Origin of the sequence: Rhizobium leguminosarum bv. viciae (genome assembly GCF_012276115.1) — a bacterium.
GTDB lineage: Bacteria > Pseudomonadota > Alphaproteobacteria > Rhizobiales > Rhizobiaceae > Rhizobium > Rhizobium leguminosarum_T.
On record NZ_WIEU01000011.1, the window covers coordinates 160,605 to 175,846 of the forward strand.

Genomic DNA, 15,242 nt, shown 5'->3' on the forward strand with positions numbered 1-15,242 from the left:
CTACGGTCGCAGCATTGAATGGAGCGCGAGGGAATCGCCTTCAAATACTGGGGCGTCGCGTGATCGTAGAAGCTTTCCTTCGTTGGATCGAAACGGCCAAGACCGGTGACCGGGCCCGGGCCGCAAACGCCCTCGGGCGCGCCTATCTGCAGTCCGAAATGTCCTCGGATGAACGGGCGGCGGCCGAAATGGCGATGACCTTTCTTCTCGACGATCCATCGCCACGCGTGCGGCTTGCGCTTGCCGAGGCAATCGCCTGGTCGCCCGATGCGCCGCGCAACCTGATCCTTTCGCTTGCCGAAGACCAACCCGAGGTCGCCTGCCACGCGGTGACCTGCTCGCCGCTTTTGAGCGACGCCGATCTCGTTGACCTTGCCGCACGCGGCAATGGCGCCACCCGCATGCTGATCGCCGCCAGAGCACATGTGACGCGGCCGGTCTCCGCCGCGCTTGCGGAGGTTGGCGACGAGGAAGAACTGCTCTGTCTGCTGGAGAATGACGGCGCGGTGATCTCCAGCCTATCGTTGAAACGCATCGCCGAACGGCTCGGCGACTGCTGCGATATTCGCAACCTGCTTCTCGACCGCAGCGATCTTCCCGCCGATGCCCGGCAACTGCTCACCCAGCATGTCAGTAATGCGCTGGTCGGCCTGCCGCTGGCACAGGCGGCGATCGGCCTGCAGCGGCTTCAGCGCATCAGCCGCGAGGCGACCGAGGCGGCCATCGTTTCGATCGCCGGCGACATCGCGCCGCGCGAAATACCCGATCTCGTCCAGCATCTGCGCCTCAACGGCCGGCTGACGCCGTCCTTCCTGATGCATGCGCTCTGTGCCGGCAAGGTGGATTTTTTCGCCGGTGCGATCGTCGATCTGACCGCGTGCAGCGAGCGCCGGGTGCGCTCGATCCTGGCAACCGGGCGCATGCATGCCGTGCGCGCGCTCTATGAGTCCGCCGGCCTGCCGAGGGATATCAGCGTGATCTTCGTCGAGGCGACGATGCTGTGGCGCGACGCCGCCAGAAAAGCGCCGGCCAGCGTGCTCGGCAATGTCTGCGGCCGTCTTCTCGAAAAATTCCGCCATCACGACGCGCATGGCGCGATCGGCGAGTTGCTCGACATGGTGGAAAAGCTCAGTGTCACTGAGCAGCGACAATCGGCCCGCGTCTACGCGGCGCTTGCGGCGGCTTAGCCCGAAATTTGTTATCGACCGATTCGTGAATCTCATCCCGCAGATCGGTGGCGAGGATTTACGCGCGTTATAGCCCAGCACGCTGGAAGTCGTCATTCAATTGCATTACATTGCATCTTGTTCAAGGAGGCCGACATGGCGTCAAACGCACTCGTTCAAACTCGCATAGATGCTGCGGTCAAGGATCGCGCCACGGCTGTTCTGGAAAACATGGGCCTGACCGTCTCGGATGTCGTCCGTATTCTGTTGACCCGCACCGCGAATGAGGGAGCTCTTCCGCTGGAGCTTATCAGCAACAGTGACGCTTACGATGCGTGGTTTCGCGGGAAAGTCCTGGAAGCTCTCCATGACACGCGACCGGATGTTGACGATACCGAGGTCGAGACCGTTTTTGAGAAGAGGCGCGCGGCGGCACTTCGGAAGAGCCAGGTGGCTCGATCGTGAGGCTTGTCTGGGCGAGGTACGCCTTATCCGACCGAGAGAATATTTTCACATATATTGAGATCGAGAATCCAAGGGCGGCAGTTCATGTTGACCAGAAAATCGTTCTTGCTGTTCGCAGCCTCGTCGAATTTCCCGAAAGCGGAAGGCCGGGAAGAATTGCGGGCACACGGGAGCTAGTAATCCCAAGCACGCCTTACATCGCCGCGTATGTGGTGCATGCAGACCGAATCCGTATTCTTCGCGTCCTCCACGGCGCCCAGATTTGGCCTGACGCCATACCAGCCGACTGAATTTTCCATCACATTAAAACAAGCAGAGCGTTCTTTATGCGTCGGATGCGCGGCCGCCTAATCAGCCAGCCGCGTCACCACCCAGGAATAGCTGGCGGAGACGAAGTGCACGGGTTTGGTCAGTGTGTCCTTGACACTTCTGCCAGAGGGCAAATGGGCGCGGACCTGCCCGGCGATGCCTTCGGCAAAACCGGCAATCCTTCCTGCGGGTTGGGGCTCTGCGACAGCGACCTCGGGCGCGGCGGCTGGCACGGGCGCCGGTTTCGGCGGCTCCGCGGCGGCGACGGCTTTCGGCGCCTCGCACACCGCGATCACCGAGGGATAGTTGACATTCACATAGGTCTTCAGCCGTCGTTCGGCTTCGGCATCGCAGGCGGCAACGGTTTCCCAGTGTTTATCGACCGTCGCGACATAATTACACTGGCTGATGGAATCGTCGCAGCCGAGAATGGTCATCGCGATCAGCACCGCTTGCATATTCTGCTTCCTTGATTATTGAGCACATCATCGTCTTAGAGGGCGCAATTCCAACCGAATGAAGGCAAGGCATTAACTCTTCGTCAAATTGTGCCCGCGCCGGCAGAGGGAGCCAGAATGTCCGTCACCATCGCTCTTGAACCGCCACGCCAGGAGGGCATCATCCGGCTTCTCGATCTTTCCGATGCCTATGCGCAATCGCTCTATCCTGCGGAGAGCAACCATCTGGTCGACCTCTCCTTGCTGGAGGAGCCTTCGGTGAGCTTCCTCGTCGCGCGCAATGGCGATGCGATCGTCGGCTGCTGCGCGCTGGTCGAGGCCGGGGACGGCACGGCGGAGATCAAGCGCATGTTCGTCGATCCCGAGGCGAGGGGGCTGAGGATCGCCAGCGGCCTGATGAATGCGCTCGAAGCGATCGCAAGAGAAAAGGGTCTGACGGCGATCCGGCTCGAAACCGGCATCTACCAGCCCGAGGCGATCACGCTCTACCGCAAATATGGATATCAGAAAATCGAGCCTTTCGGCAGCTATCTGCCGGACCCGCTCAGCCTATTCATGGAAAAGCGGCTGGGGTAGCCCGTCTGCGACGCCATGTTCAGCCTTCGGCGACGCGCGGCATGGTTTTCGGCGAACCGGGGACCGGCGGCGGGGCCTGTTCGTCGATGATGATCTGCGGTCCGGTTTCGCTCTTGTCGGCGTTGCGGGCCTCGTGGATCCATTCGCGCCAGATGGCGACGATCAGCGCCATCAGCACCGGGCCGATGAAGAGGCCGAGGAAACCCATCGTCTTGACGCCGCCGACGAGGCCGAAGAAGGTCGGCAGGAAGGGCAGTTTGATCGGACCGCCGACGAGTTTCGGCCGTAGCGTCTTGTCGACGATGAAGAGCTCGACAGTCCCCCAGACGAAGAGACTGATGCCGGCGACGTGCGAGCCGCTCGCCAGCAGATAGATGGAGACCAGCGTGAAGGAGAGCGGCGCACCGCCCGGTATCAGCGCCATCACGCCCGTCAGCACGCCGAGCGTCACCGGCGATGGCACGCCGGCAATCCAGTAGGCAAGGCCGAGCACGATGCCTTCGCCGATCGCGATCAACGTCATGCCCATGACGGTGGAGCTGATCGTCGCCGGCACGACGCGGGAAATGCGCTCCCAGCGGTTGGGCAGGATGCGCTCGCCCAGCATGTCGATCTGCTTGGAGAAGGAGAAGCCGTCGCGATAGACGAAGAACAGCGCGATCAGCATGAAGAGCAGCGTCAGCAGCAGATGGAAGGCGCCGCCGCCGGCCGCCAGCACGGCGCGGTAGATGTTGCCGATATTGGCGCCGCTGACCGCCTGAATGACTTCGCCGAGCGCGCCGGGACTGCCGATATATTTTGTCCAGACTTCATCGAGATAGGCGCCGGCCCAAGGCAGCGCGACGATCCAGTTGGGTGTCGGGGCGCCGGCGCGGTTGGCGTGGATTGCCCAGGCGACCCAGGTGCGCACTTCGCCCGTCGTATAGGTGACCGCAAGGCCGATCGGGATGACCAGGAAGGTGATGATCAGGATGATGGCGATGGTCGCGGCGATCGTCGTATTGCCGCCGACCCGGGCAAGAAGCTTGCGGTAGAGAGGCCAGCTGGCAAAGCCGATGACGAGGGCTGCGAGCACCGGTACGAGGAAGCCGTAGAAGAAATAGACGCCGGCAGCGACGACCAGGACCAGCAGCCAGCGCGCCGCCGAAATGGAGGGGATCAGCGGCGTACGCGTCTGCGCCGACGATCCGAGCCATCGCGGTACATGATTGCTTTTCTGACGGTCGAACACACCCACGCGCGCCTCTTCTTTTTCTTGTACTCTGGTTATGGGCCATCACCCCGGCGGTTTCAAGGTCCGCACCATGAAAGCGTATACAAAGCGTCGCTATTCGACACTCAGACCCGGGCGTCTTACTGCTGCGGACGGCTGAGAACCTTGAAGGCATAGAATTGCGTCTTCTGGCTGGTCGAAAAATTATTGTCGGAGCCGAGAATGAGAACATCGGTGCCATCCTTGGCCTTGCCGAGCGACATGGCCTCGATATTGTCGGGGACGAGCCCGATCGCCCTCAAATCGAGCACCTGGCTCTTGCGGGCGGGGACAACACGCTGGTCGTTTTCGGAGAGGGACGCGATGGCGGATACATCGGTGGCATCAGTCAGATCCATCATCATGATCTTGATGTTGTTGCCGAAGCCCTGGGCATAGCTGCGCTCGACGGCGAGCAGGCGGTGATCGTCGAGGGCGAGAATCTCGGACATGCCGTTGTCATTGCCGCCGTCGGCCTTGGTGGCGGCCTGCGGAATCGGCGCGACGGGGTAGACGTACTCAGCCTTCGGCTCGCCGGTGGCGCCGTCATAGCGGACGATGCGCGACAGGCTGCCTGACGTCAGCGACGATTTCGGGCCATCCTGGTAAAGGGCTGCTTCGACACCGACGAAAACATCGCCGGAGGGTGCGACCGCGAGATCCTCGAAGGCGAGGTTGTCGCGGATGCCGGTCGACTTGTCCGCGGTCGGTGCAAAGCCCTCCGGCAGCTTGAATTCGCGGACGAAGGAACCGTCCGGCGACGCGACGCGAACGAAGGGCGAAAGCAGCGCCTTGCCGTCGCCTTCGCTGCCCCAATAGATACCGTCCTTGCCGAGACGGATCGATTCCGGATCGACAGTCCGGGCAGCGAAGGGCTCGCCGTTCTTGTCCTTCAGCGTCACCTGCTTGACGACCGAAACGCCCTTGAGGCCCGCGTCGAGATCGACGTCGAGTTCATAGAAACGGGCAGGGCCTCTTTCCGAGCGGTCGTCGCTGATGGCGAGATAGTGGCCTGTGGCGGCATCGAAATCGAGGCCGGAAATACCGCCGAATTCGACGCCGTTTTCCATGTGGCCGGTCGGGATGACGAATTCACCGAGATAAGAGAGCGAGATGCCGGCGGCGCAATCGCCGAAGGGGCAGGCGGTCTCGAAGATGGCGCCGACATCGGTGGCGCGCACGGCAGCGGTGCTGGACAGGAGAACGAAAGCGGCAGCCGCGAGAAAACGCTTGGTCATGACAAATATCCGGCAAGGGTTGAAAACGGTTCGACCGGCGCAAATGCTCCCTGGGGGAGGCACGCCGACCGCTTCATGCGCCGGTTGTTTGACGGAGTTGTTACGGTTCTTCGTCAGTTCCGTGAAATCGTGAATGCTAAAATGCGGCGCGCCGAACCCGTGTCTATCCGACCGATCGGCGCGCTCGATGGTATATTCTAGATATCGAGGTTCTCGGCGAAAGCCGCGCGATCCTGGATGAAGCGGAAGCGGGCTTCCGGTTTGGTGCCCATCAGATCGTCGACGGCAGCGCGGGTGCCTTCGAAATCCACCTCGTCGATCAGCACCTTGAGCAGGGTGCGCTTGGACGGATCCATGGTGGTTTCTTTGAGCTGAGCGGGCATCATTTCGCCGAGGCCTTTGAAGCGGCTGATCTCGACCTTTGCCTTGCCTTTGAACTCCGTCAGCATCAGCTCGGCGCGATGATTGTCGTCGCGGGCATAGGCGGATTTCGAGCCTTGAGTGATCTTGTAGAGCGGTGGCACGGCGAGGAAGAGATGGCCGCCGCGCACCAGCTCCGGCATCTCCTGATAGAAGAAGGTGATGAGCAGCGAGGCGATGTGGGCGCCGTCGACGTCGGCATCGGTCATGACGATGATGCGCTCGTAGCGCAGGTCCTCGTCGCGGTATTTCGAGCGCGTGCCGCAGCCGAGCGCCTGGACGAGATCGGCGAGCTGCTGGTTGGCGCCGAGTTTTTCGCGCCCGGCGCTGGCAACGTTGAGGATCTTGCCGCGCAGCGGCAGAATTGCCTGGTTGGCGCGGTTGCGCGCCTGCTTGGCCGAACCGCCTGCCGAATCACCCTCGACGATGAAGAGCTCGGCACCTTCGGCGGTGTTCTGCGAGCAGTCGGCAAGCTTGCCGGGCAGGCGCAATTTGCGCACCGCCGTCTTGCGGTTGACTTCCTTTTCCTTGCGGCGGCGCAGGCGCTCCTCGGCGCGCTCGATCACCCAGTCGAGCAGCTTGGCCGACTCGTTCGGATTGTCCGCAAGGTAATGGTCGAAGGGATCGCGCAGCGCATTCTCGACGATGCGCTGGGCCTCGACGGTCGCAAGCTTGTCCTTGGTCTGGCCGACGAATTCCGGCTCGCGGATGAAGACCGACAGCATGCCGACGGCCGAAATCATCACGTCGTCGGTGGTGATCTGCGCGGCGCGCTTGTTCTGCGTCAGCTCGGCATAGGCCTTCAGGCCCTTGGTCAGCGCGATGCGGAGGCCAGCCTCATGCGTGCCGCCTTCGGGCGTCGGGATGGTGTTGCAATAGGAATGCACCTGCGGATCGCCGCCATACCAGGTGATCGCCCATTCCATCGAGCCGTGGCCGCTGGTCTTCTCGGTCTTGCCGGCAAAGATCTCGCGGGTGACGGTGAACTCCTTGCCCATCGTCGCCTGGAGATAGTCCTTCAGGCCGCCGGGGAAGTGGAAGACGGCCTTGTCGGGGACCTCGGAACCTTCGGGCAGCACGCCCGCCTCGCAGCTCCAGCGGATCTCGACGCCGCCGAACAGATAGGCTTTCGAGCGCGCCATGCGGAAGACGCGGGCGGCGTCGAACTTCATGTGATCCCCAAAGATCTGGGGGTCTGGATGGAAGCGCACGCGGGTGCCGCGGCGATTGTGGACGTCACCCAACTCTTCGAGCCCGCCCTGCGGCAGGCCGCGGGAGAAGCGCTGGCGGTAGAGCTTGCGGTTTCGCGCCACCTCGACCTCGAGGTCGTCGGAGAGCGCGTTGACGACCGAAACGCCGACGCCGTGCAGGCCGCCAGAGGTCTCGTAAGCCTTGCCGTCGAATTTGCCGCCGGCATGCAGCTTGGTCATGATGACTTCGAGCGTCGACTTGCCCGGCACCTGCGGATGGTTCTCGACCGGGATGCCGCGGCCGTTGTCGGAGACGGTGAGATAACCCTCGATGTCGAGATAGACCTCGATGAAATTGGCGTGCCCGGCGACCGCCTCGTCCATCGCATTGTCGATGACTTCGGCAAAGAGGTGGTGCAGCGCCTTTTCATCGGTGCCGCCGATATACATGCCCGGGCGCATGCGCACCGGCTCGAGGCCTTCGAGGACGCGGATCGACGAGGCGCCGTAATCATCCGAGTTCGAGGCGACGGGCGCCGGGCGTGCGGAGGCTCCGGCAGCAGGGGGTGCTGCCGCTGCGGCGGGCGCAGCCGTCACCGGCGGCCGTTCGGCGGGCGCCGCAGGCTTCTGCGCCTCCTCGCGTTTTTCAGAGAGGGGCATTCCGGAAAAGAGGTCGTTGCTATCGTCCATGGAGCCGTTCAGATCTTCATCCTGTCTTAGGTCTGGCTTGGGCGGGCATCCGCCGCCGACCCAAAATCACCGCATTTCATGCCACGTTTGCGAATCACGCAGATTTTGCCAGAAAGCACCTCTATACGCGACACCGCCTGATTTGGCGGGCTTTTCCCAAATGATTTGCGTTGCCGGGCGCAGAATGGCAAGCGGCGGCAGGCTTCAGGAACCATCCGAATGCGAATGTCCACAAGTCATTGCACCATCATCACCGCAATTGCGGCGTTTTTCTTGTCCGCGGCCATCCTGTCCGCTGTTGGTCCGGCAGAGGCGGCCGACGCTTTGCCGCCTTTCAAGGACGACCTGTTTTCCAAGCAGACCGTGCTGCAGACAGGCGACGGCGGCGCCTTCGAGGTCATCGACTATGACGAGATGCGCGATATCAACGGCCGCGACCAGATCCCGCAAAAGCGGGTGCAGCAGAAATATGTGGCGCTCGGCATCCGCAAGGCGCAAGCGGACGAGACGCTGTCTCTCGACGGCATCAAGCTCGATGTCACCAGGGTGGGACCGGCTCAGAGTGCCGCTTTCACGGTGATTTTCATCCATGGCCGCGACGGTGACCGGCGGCTCGGAGCCAACGACTACAGCTTCGGCGGCAATTTCAACCGCCTCAAGAACCTCGTCGCCGGCAATGACGGCGTTTATTATTCGCCGACGGTCAGAAGCTTCGACAGCAGCGGCGTTGCGGCGATCGCCGGCCTCATCCGCTATGCCAGCGCGCAATCGCCCGGCCGGCCGATCATCCTTTCCTGCGCCTCGATGGGCAGCCAGGTTTGCTGGGGCGTTGCGCGCGACAGCGACAGCGTCAAGCGGCTGAAGGGCATGCTTGTTCTGAGCGGGGTCACCGATCCCGATTTCACCAGAAGCGTCTTCTACAAGGCGAAGCTGCCGCTGTGGTTCGCCCATGGCAGCCGCGACCCGGTCTATGCCGCCGCTAACCAGCAGGCGCTGTTCGAAAGCCTGCACAAGGCAAAGTATCCGGCGCGTTTCACGCTGTTTCAGACCGGCAATCACGGGACGCCGATCCGGATGATCGACTGGCGTCGAGTGTTGAACTGGATTCTGGCTGCTTAGCGGACGATTTTCGGCAGAAATATGCGCGGGATCGCAGAGATTCCCCTTACGTCAAGGGCATGATGCTTTTCTTTGCTGCAAGCTTTTGATATTGCCCAAGGCATAAGCAGATTGTGGAAGGCCAGCATGACACCTGATGTGCGCCCGCTTGTGGCGGGAAACTGGAAAATGAATGGCATGCGTGCCTCCCTGGATCAGATCAAAGCGATCGCCGAGGGTGTTCGCCCGCCGCTGGCCGACAAGGTGGAAGCGCTGATCTGCCCGCCGGCGACGCTGCTCTATGTGGCGACGGCGCTGTGCACCGACAGCCCGCTGGCGATCGGCGCTCAGGACTGCCATCAGAACCCATCAGGCGCGCATACCGGCGACCTCTCGGCCGAGATGATTGCCGATTGTTTCGGCACCTATGTCATCGTCGGCCATTCCGAGCGGCGCACCGACCATGCCGAAACGGATCATCTGGTGCGCGCCAAGGCGGAGGCTGCCTTCGCCGCAGGGCTGACGGCGATCATCTGCATCGGCGAGACCGCGGATGAACGCCGGACAGGCCAGGCGCTCGACGTCATCAAGCGCCAGCTTTCCGCCTCGGTTCCGGACGGCGCCACCGCTGAGAGCACAGTCATCGCCTACGAGCCGATCTGGGCGATCGGCACCGGCGTGACGCCGACATCAGGTGATGTCGAAAAGGCGCATGCCTTCATGCGGGCAGAGCTTGCGGCCCGCTTCGGCGACGAAGGCCGGAAGATGCGTCTTCTCTATGGCGGCTCGGTCAAGCCGACCAATGCCCATGAGCTGATGGGCATTGCCAATGTCGACGGCGCGCTGATCGGCGGAGCGAGCTTGAAAGCGGCCGACTTCCTCGCCATCTACCGGGCCTATGAGGCGCTGCTCGCCTGAGGCATTTTTTATTCCTGGGTTTATTCCCGAGTTTATTCCTGGCCGAAGGGCTTGGAATAGATGAAAGCCTCATGTAAAGAGCCGCCAGAATTCTTAACTTTGTCCGTCTCCAGGCGGGCAGGACTGGACCCATGCAGACCGTATTGATTGTCATCCATCTCATGATCGTGCTCGCCCTCGTCGGCGTCGTGCTCATTCAGCGCTCGGAAGGCGGCGGCCTCGGCATCGGCGGCGGCTCCGGCTTCATGTCGGCCCGCGGCACGGCCAATGCGCTGACGCGCACGACCGCGATCCTTGCGACCCTGTTTTTCCTGACCTCGCTCGGCCTCGGCATCCTGACGCGTTACGAGGGCCGTCCGAGCGACATTCTCGACCGCATTCCGGCAACAGGCGGCCAGGGCAACGGCATTCTCGATTCGCTCGGCGGCGCGCAGGCTCCGGCACCCCCGCCGGCCGGCAACGGCGTTCCGAGCAGCGGCGCTGCAGCACCCGCACCGCAGGCTCCCGCTGCGCCGGCAACTCAGGCCCCGGCGGCCACCGCGCCTTCAACGACTGCTCCGGCAACGACTGCCCCGGCAACGCCCGCAGCTCCGGCCGCGCCGGCTCCGGCTCAGCCCTCCGGCGTCCCGACCGGACAGTAAACCGGTCTTCGACATAAACCGCCGGCAGGCCCTCGGGTCTGCCGGTTTTCTTTTGTTCAGATTCCTGCGCCACGCATCGAAAGTTCTGGAAAAGAATTTTTGGGCTGGTGGAATCGTTTTTGAAAAGGTATCCGGTGAATCCCATGGCGCGATACGTATTCATCACTGGCGGCGTGGTTTCTTCTCTCGGAAAAGGAATTGCGGCCGCGGCTCTCGGAGCGTTGCTGCAGGCCCGCGGATATCGGGTTCGGCTTCGCAAGCTCGACCCCTATCTGAATGTGGATCCGGGCACGATGAGCCCGACCCAGCATGGCGAGGTGTTCGTCACCGACGACGGCGCGGAAACCGATCTCGATCTCGGTCACTACGAACGCTTCACGGGGCGTTCGGCGACCAAGACCGACAACATCACCACCGGCCGCATCTACAAGAACATCATCGACAAAGAACGGCGCGGCGACTATCTCGGCGCGACGGTGCAGGTCATCCCGCACGTCACCAACGAGATCAAGGATTTCGTCACCGAGGGCAATGGCGACTACGACTTCGTCATCTGCGAGATCGGCGGCACGGTCGGCGACATCGAAGCGATGCCGTTCATGGAGGCGATCCGCCAGCTCGGCAACGACCTGCCGCGCGGCACCGCCGTCTACGTTCACCTGACGCTAATGCCCTATATTCCGGCGGCCGGCGAGCTCAAGACCAAGCCGACGCAGCATTCGGTGAAGGAACTGCAGGCGCTCGGCATTCATCCCGATATCCTGCTGGTGCGGGCCGACCGCGAAATTCCGGAAGCCGAACGCCGCAAGCTGTCGTTGTTCTGCAACGTTCGCCCGTCTGCCGTCATCCAGGCGCTCGACGTCGCCAACATCTACGATGTACCGATAGCCTACCACAAGGAAGGCCTCGACGACGAAGTGCTCGCGGCCTTCGGTATCGAGCCGGCGCCGAAGCCGCGGCTCGACCCGTGGGAGGAGGTCTGCAACCGCATCCGCACGCCGGAGGGCGAGGTGACGATCGCGATCGTCGGCAAATATACCGGCCTCAAGGATGCCTATAAGTCGCTGATCGAGGCGCTGCATCACGGCGGCATCGCCAATCGCGTCAAGGTCAATCTTGAATGGATCGAGTCCGAGGTCTTCGAAAAGGAAGATCCGGCACCCTATCTCGAAAAGGTGCACGGCATCCTCGTGCCCGGCGGCTTCGGCGAGCGCGGTTCGGAAGGCAAGATCCACGCTGCCCGCTTTGCCCGCGAGCGCAAGGTGCCGTATTTCGGCATCTGCTTCGGCATGCAGATGGCGGTCATCGAGGCGGCGCGCAATCTCGCCGACGTGTCCGGTGCCTCCTCGACCGAATTCGGCCCGACGAAAGAGCCGGTGGTCGGCCTGATGACCGAATGGGTCAAGGGCAACGAGTTGCAGAAGCGCACGGCAGCCGGGGATCTCGGCGGCACGATGCGCCTCGGCGCCTACAAGGCGGCGCTGAAGAAGGGCACGAAGATCTCGGATATCTACGGTTCCACCGATATTTCCGAGCGTCACCGCCACCGCTACGAGGTCAATATCGACTACAAGGACCGGCTCGAAAACTGCGGCCTCGTCTTCTCCGGCATGTCGCCGGACGGCGTGCTGCCGGAGACGATCGAATATCCCGATCATCCCTGGTTCATCGGCGTACAGTACCACCCGGAACTGAAGAGCCGGCCGCTCGACCCGCATCCGCTGTTTGCCAGCTTCATCGAAGCGGCGACGGAACAGAGCCGTCTCGTCTGACGAGTTCCGCTCCAGATCGCGCGGTTATGCGCGATCTGGATAAATCCCCCCTTCCACTTTCACGCAGCCGCCGGCAGCGGCCCGATATAGACCGAGCGCGGCCGGATCAGCCGGCCGTCGAGCGCCTGTTCGCGCGCATGCGCCAGCCATCCGACGGTGCGGCCGATCGCGAAGACGCCGGTGAAGGCCTCACGCGGAAAGGCGAGCGCTTCGAGCAGCAGCGCGGTATAAAACTCGACATTGACGTCAAGCGGCCGGTTCGGCTTGCGCGCCTTCAGGATCACCAATGCAGCGACCTCCACGGCTTCCGCCAGCGCACTGCGGGTGCTGTTTACCTGTCCGGTTGATATCAGCGGCTTCAGCGCGCCCTTCAGCGCATCGGCGCGCGGGTCGCGGACGCGATAGATACGGTGGCCGAAGCCCATCAGCCTTTCGCCGCGGTCGAGTGCTTCCTCGAGCCACGGGTAAGCATTCTCCGCCGTTCCGATCGCATCCAGCATATCGAGCACGGGACCGGGCGCGCCGCCATGAAGCGGCCCTTTCAGAGCGCTCACCGCCGCGAGCACGGAAGAGGTGAGGCCGGCCTGCGTCGAGGCAATGACGCGCGATGCGAAGGTCGAGGCATTGAGGCCATGGTCCGATATCGTCACCAGATAGGTGTCGAGTGCCGCTGTCTGCTCCCTGGTCGGCAATTTTCCGGTCAGCATGCGCAGGATATCGGCCGCCTGCGGCAGCGAGGCGTCCGGCGCGATCGGTCTTTTGCCGCGTTGCTTGCGAAGGATCGCCGGCAGGAAGACGGCGGGCGCCGCCAGAAGGCTGAGAGCGGTATCGAAATCCTCGCCGTCGGGCAGGCGGGCGATCAAGGCCCGCATCGCATCAACAGGAGGCAAAGCGAGCAGGGCGGCATCGGCGGCCTTGATATGGCCGAAAATCCTCGTTCGCGCCTGCGCCAACCAGTCGCGCAATTCCGCTTCGTCGAAGCTTTTTTCCATCAGCCCATCGAGCAATAGGGCGGCGACGCCTTCATAAGTGCCGTTTGCAACCAGGTGATCCAGCGATACGCCGCGGATGATCAGTCGCCCCGCTTCGCCATCGACATCCGAAAGCTGCGTTTCGGCAGCAATGACATCTTCCAAGCCGTTTTTCATGTTGTTTCTCCTTTACGGCCCGGATGATCCGACCTAGTCTCATTGACGTCAATCTTGATGCAATTGATCAACATGAGGTTCCGATGTCGTGGCTGACTGCCGAGGAGGCGCTGCAGGCACTGAAGACCAAGCCGCAGACGCTTTACGCCAATGTCAGCCGCGGGCGCATCCGCGCCAAGGCGGATCCCGCCGACCCGCGCCGCAGTCTCTACCAGGCCGCCGACGTACAGCGGCTTGCCGAACGCCATGCCGGCCGCCGCAAGACCGAAACCGTCGCCGCCGAGGCGATCCGCTGGGGCGATCCAGTTCTGTCCTCGGCAATTTCCACCATCATCGGCGGACGGCTTTTCTATCGCGGAAAAGATACGGCCGGTTTCGCTGAAGTCGCGACGCTGGAGCAGACGGCGGCGCTGCTCTGGAACGGTGCGGAGCCACTCTCCCCCGGCAGCGAGACCAGACATGCTTCTCCGTCGCTTCAGGCGGCGTTCCTGGCGCTGGCAGGGCGGGTGACATCGGATCTGCCGTCGCTCGGCCGCTCGCAGGCAGCACTTCGGCGTGAAGCAAGCCGGGTTCTCTATACGGTCGCCGATGCCCTGGCGCCTGGGCCTTCCGACCGGCCGCTGCATCTGAGGCTTGCGGCAAGCTGGCAGCGGCCGGATGCTGCCGATTGCCTGCGCCGCGCGCTGGTGCTGCTTGCCGATCACGAACTCAACGCATCCGCCTTCGCGGCGCGGGTCACGGCATCGGCGGGTGCAGCCCTTTCAGCCACCGTGCTGTCCGGTCTGGCGACGCTGACAGGGCCGCTGCACGGCGGCGCCTGGCAGGGCGTCGACGCTTTGATCGAGAACGCCTCCACTCTTGGGGCGGCGCAGGCGATTCGCCGCACGCTTGCCCAGGGCAATCGCCTGTCAGCCTTCGGTCATCCGCTCTATCCCGATGGCGATATCAGGGCCTTAGCGCTGCTTTCGCACTTCCCCCTTCCGCCGCAGTTTGACGAGGTCCGGCGAGTGGGCGAGGAGGTGGTCGGCGAGAAGGTCAACGTCGATTTCGTGCTTGCGGCGATGGGCGCCGCTTTCGACCTCCCGAGGGAGGCGCCGATCATCCTGTTCTCGCTTGCCCGTTCTGCCGGTTGGCTTGCGCATGCGATGGAACAGATCGACAGCGGCGAATTGATCCGGCCGCGGGCGCGCTATACCGGACCGACGCCTGAAACGGATAGTAGAGCGTAAGAATTCCTCCGGCGATTGCGCCGATCTGCTTTTTTTGCCTAGGGAAATATTTGAATTCGGCTATCATGCCTTAAATCGAAGAAGACAGTTGGGAAGAAGACGGTTGGCGGGCGCTTTCGAAAAGACCTGTTCGCACGGTCAAGGGGACTTTCCATGAATACGACGCTTCGCAATCTTTTTGCCGCCGCACTCGCTGCCGGCCTCATTCCGCATGGGGCGGCCTTTGCGCAGTCTGCCGGCTGCACGGTATCGCGTGATGCCGGCACCCGCCAGGTGCTCAGTTGTCCCGGCGGCGTCACTGTGACGGCGGAGGCCGGCGCGGCCTACAGCCTCGTCGATCGCAACCGTGACGGCAGCCCCGATTCGGCATCGGTGCGCCGCAAGGCAATTCTTGTCGATGTCGATAACGCCCAGCACGCCGGTGGTTTCCAGGTCGTGACACCGCAGGCGATCGCAGCCGTGCGCGGCACCCAATGGGCTGTCGATGTCGCAGGCGGCCAGACCTCGGTGCTGGTCGTCAGAGGCAGCGTCGCGGTTCGCCGGCCGGCCGGCGAGCCGGTGGTGCTGTCGCCGGGCGAGGGCGTCGACGTTACCGCCGGAACCGAACCCCTCGTCGTGCGTCGCTGGCCGGCGCCGCGCGCTGCTGCCCTTCTTGCCCGTCTCGGCCAATAA

General features: G+C 63.0%; 16 protein-coding genes. 10 read left to right on the top strand and 6 right to left on the bottom strand.

Going from position 1 to position 15,242, the window contains the following annotated elements; genetic code table 11:
* Positions 1-44 precede the first annotated feature (44 nt).
* The 3 genes from GFM02_RS20115 to GFM02_RS20125 all read left to right on the top strand — a co-directional run bounded on the left by GFM02_RS20115 (position 45) and on the right by GFM02_RS20125 (position 1,921).
* Positions 45-1,187 (top strand): DUF2336 domain-containing protein, encoded by a 1,143-nt coding sequence (locus GFM02_RS20115; RefSeq protein WP_168322590.1) that lies wholly within the window; start codon positions 45-47, stop codon positions 1,185-1,187.
* A 135-nt stretch (positions 1,188-1,322) separates the two neighbouring features.
* The gene (locus GFM02_RS20120) at positions 1,323-1,631 is read left to right on the top strand and encodes a type II toxin-antitoxin system RelB/DinJ family antitoxin (RefSeq protein ID WP_168322544.1); all 309 of its coding nucleotides are present in this window, start codon (positions 1,323-1,325) and stop codon (positions 1,629-1,631) included.
* Positions 1,628-1,921, top strand: coding sequence for a type II toxin-antitoxin system mRNA interferase toxin, RelE/StbE family (locus GFM02_RS20125; protein ID WP_168322545.1), 294 nt, complete (start codon positions 1,628-1,630; stop codon positions 1,919-1,921). The genes GFM02_RS20120 and GFM02_RS20125 overlap by 4 nt, the downstream gene beginning before the upstream one ends.
* 57 nt (positions 1,922-1,978) lie before the next feature.
* Here GFM02_RS20125 and GFM02_RS20130 read toward each other — a convergent pair whose 3' ends face one another.
* The gene (locus tag GFM02_RS20130; protein ID WP_168322546.1) at positions 1,979-2,398 is read right to left on the bottom strand and encodes a hypothetical protein; all 420 of its coding nucleotides are present in this window, start codon (positions 2,396-2,398) and stop codon (positions 1,979-1,981) included.
* Positions 2,399-2,515: 117 nt separating this feature from the next.
* On the opposite strand from GFM02_RS20130, the gene GFM02_RS20135 reads away from it, so the two are divergent.
* A complete protein-coding gene (locus tag GFM02_RS20135; protein ID WP_168322547.1) occupies positions 2,516-2,974 on the top strand; it encodes a GNAT family N-acetyltransferase in 459 nt (152 codons plus the stop codon).
* Positions 2,975-2,993: 19 nt separating this feature from the next.
* Here the strand turns inward: GFM02_RS20135 and GFM02_RS20140 are convergent, their stop codons facing one another.
* The 3 genes from GFM02_RS20140 to parE form a co-directional block, all read right to left on the bottom strand.
* Positions 2,994-4,211, bottom strand: coding sequence for an AI-2E family transporter (locus tag GFM02_RS20140; RefSeq protein ID WP_168322548.1), 1,218 nt, complete (start codon positions 4,209-4,211; stop codon positions 2,994-2,996).
* Positions 4,212-4,327: 116 nt separating this feature from the next.
* A complete protein-coding gene (locus GFM02_RS20145) occupies positions 4,328-5,464 on the bottom strand; it encodes an esterase-like activity of phytase family protein (protein WP_168322549.1) in 1,137 nt (378 codons plus the stop codon).
* Between the two features lie 197 nt (positions 5,465-5,661).
* Complete coding sequence (parE, locus tag GFM02_RS20150; RefSeq protein ID WP_168322550.1) at positions 5,662-7,764, bottom strand: DNA topoisomerase IV subunit B; 2,103 nt, start codon at positions 7,762-7,764, stop codon at positions 5,662-5,664.
* Positions 7,765-7,983: 219 nt separating this feature from the next.
* On the opposite strand from parE, the gene GFM02_RS20155 reads away from it, so the two are divergent.
* The gene (locus GFM02_RS20155; protein WP_168322551.1) at positions 7,984-8,883 is read left to right on the top strand and encodes an alpha/beta hydrolase; all 900 of its coding nucleotides are present in this window, start codon (positions 7,984-7,986) and stop codon (positions 8,881-8,883) included.
* Here the strand turns inward: GFM02_RS20155 and GFM02_RS20160 are convergent.
* Positions 8,880-9,062 (bottom strand): hypothetical protein, encoded by a 183-nt coding sequence (locus tag GFM02_RS20160; RefSeq protein ID WP_165447531.1) that lies wholly within the window; start codon positions 9,060-9,062, stop codon positions 8,880-8,882. The two genes, GFM02_RS20155 and GFM02_RS20160, sit on opposite strands and share 4 nt — an antisense overlap.
* Between GFM02_RS20160 and tpiA the strand changes: the two genes are divergently transcribed.
* From tpiA to GFM02_RS20175, 3 genes are all read left to right on the top strand, one after another.
* On the top strand, positions 9,010-9,780 hold the full coding sequence (gene tpiA / locus GFM02_RS20165; RefSeq protein WP_168322552.1) for a triose-phosphate isomerase: 771 nt from the start codon (positions 9,010-9,012) through the stop codon (positions 9,778-9,780). The two genes, GFM02_RS20160 and tpiA, sit on opposite strands and share 53 nt — an antisense overlap.
* A 131-nt stretch (positions 9,781-9,911) precedes the next feature.
* The gene (gene secG, locus GFM02_RS20170) at positions 9,912-10,421 is read left to right on the top strand and encodes a preprotein translocase subunit SecG (RefSeq protein WP_168322553.1); all 510 of its coding nucleotides are present in this window, start codon (positions 9,912-9,914) and stop codon (positions 10,419-10,421) included.
* A 143-nt stretch (positions 10,422-10,564) separates the two neighbouring features.
* Positions 10,565-12,193 (top strand): CTP synthase, encoded by a 1,629-nt coding sequence (locus tag GFM02_RS20175; RefSeq protein WP_018072161.1) that lies wholly within the window; start codon positions 10,565-10,567, stop codon positions 12,191-12,193.
* Positions 12,194-12,252: 59 nt separating this feature from the next.
* Here GFM02_RS20175 and GFM02_RS20180 read toward each other — a convergent pair whose 3' ends face one another.
* Entirely contained in the window at positions 12,253-13,341 is a 1,089-nt protein-coding gene (locus GFM02_RS20180) for a citrate synthase/methylcitrate synthase (protein WP_168322554.1), read from the bottom strand.
* An 83-nt stretch (positions 13,342-13,424) separates the two neighbouring features.
* Between GFM02_RS20180 and GFM02_RS20185 the strand changes: the two genes are divergently transcribed.
* Both GFM02_RS20185 and GFM02_RS20190 read left to right on the top strand, forming a co-directional pair.
* On the top strand, positions 13,425-14,570 hold the full coding sequence (locus tag GFM02_RS20185) for a citrate synthase (RefSeq protein ID WP_168322555.1): 1,146 nt from the start codon (positions 13,425-13,427) through the stop codon (positions 14,568-14,570).
* A gap of 153 nt (positions 14,571-14,723) precedes the next feature.
* Positions 14,724-15,242, top strand: a complete 519-nt coding sequence (locus tag GFM02_RS20190; RefSeq protein WP_168322556.1) for a FecR domain-containing protein — start codon at positions 14,724-14,726, stop codon at positions 15,240-15,242.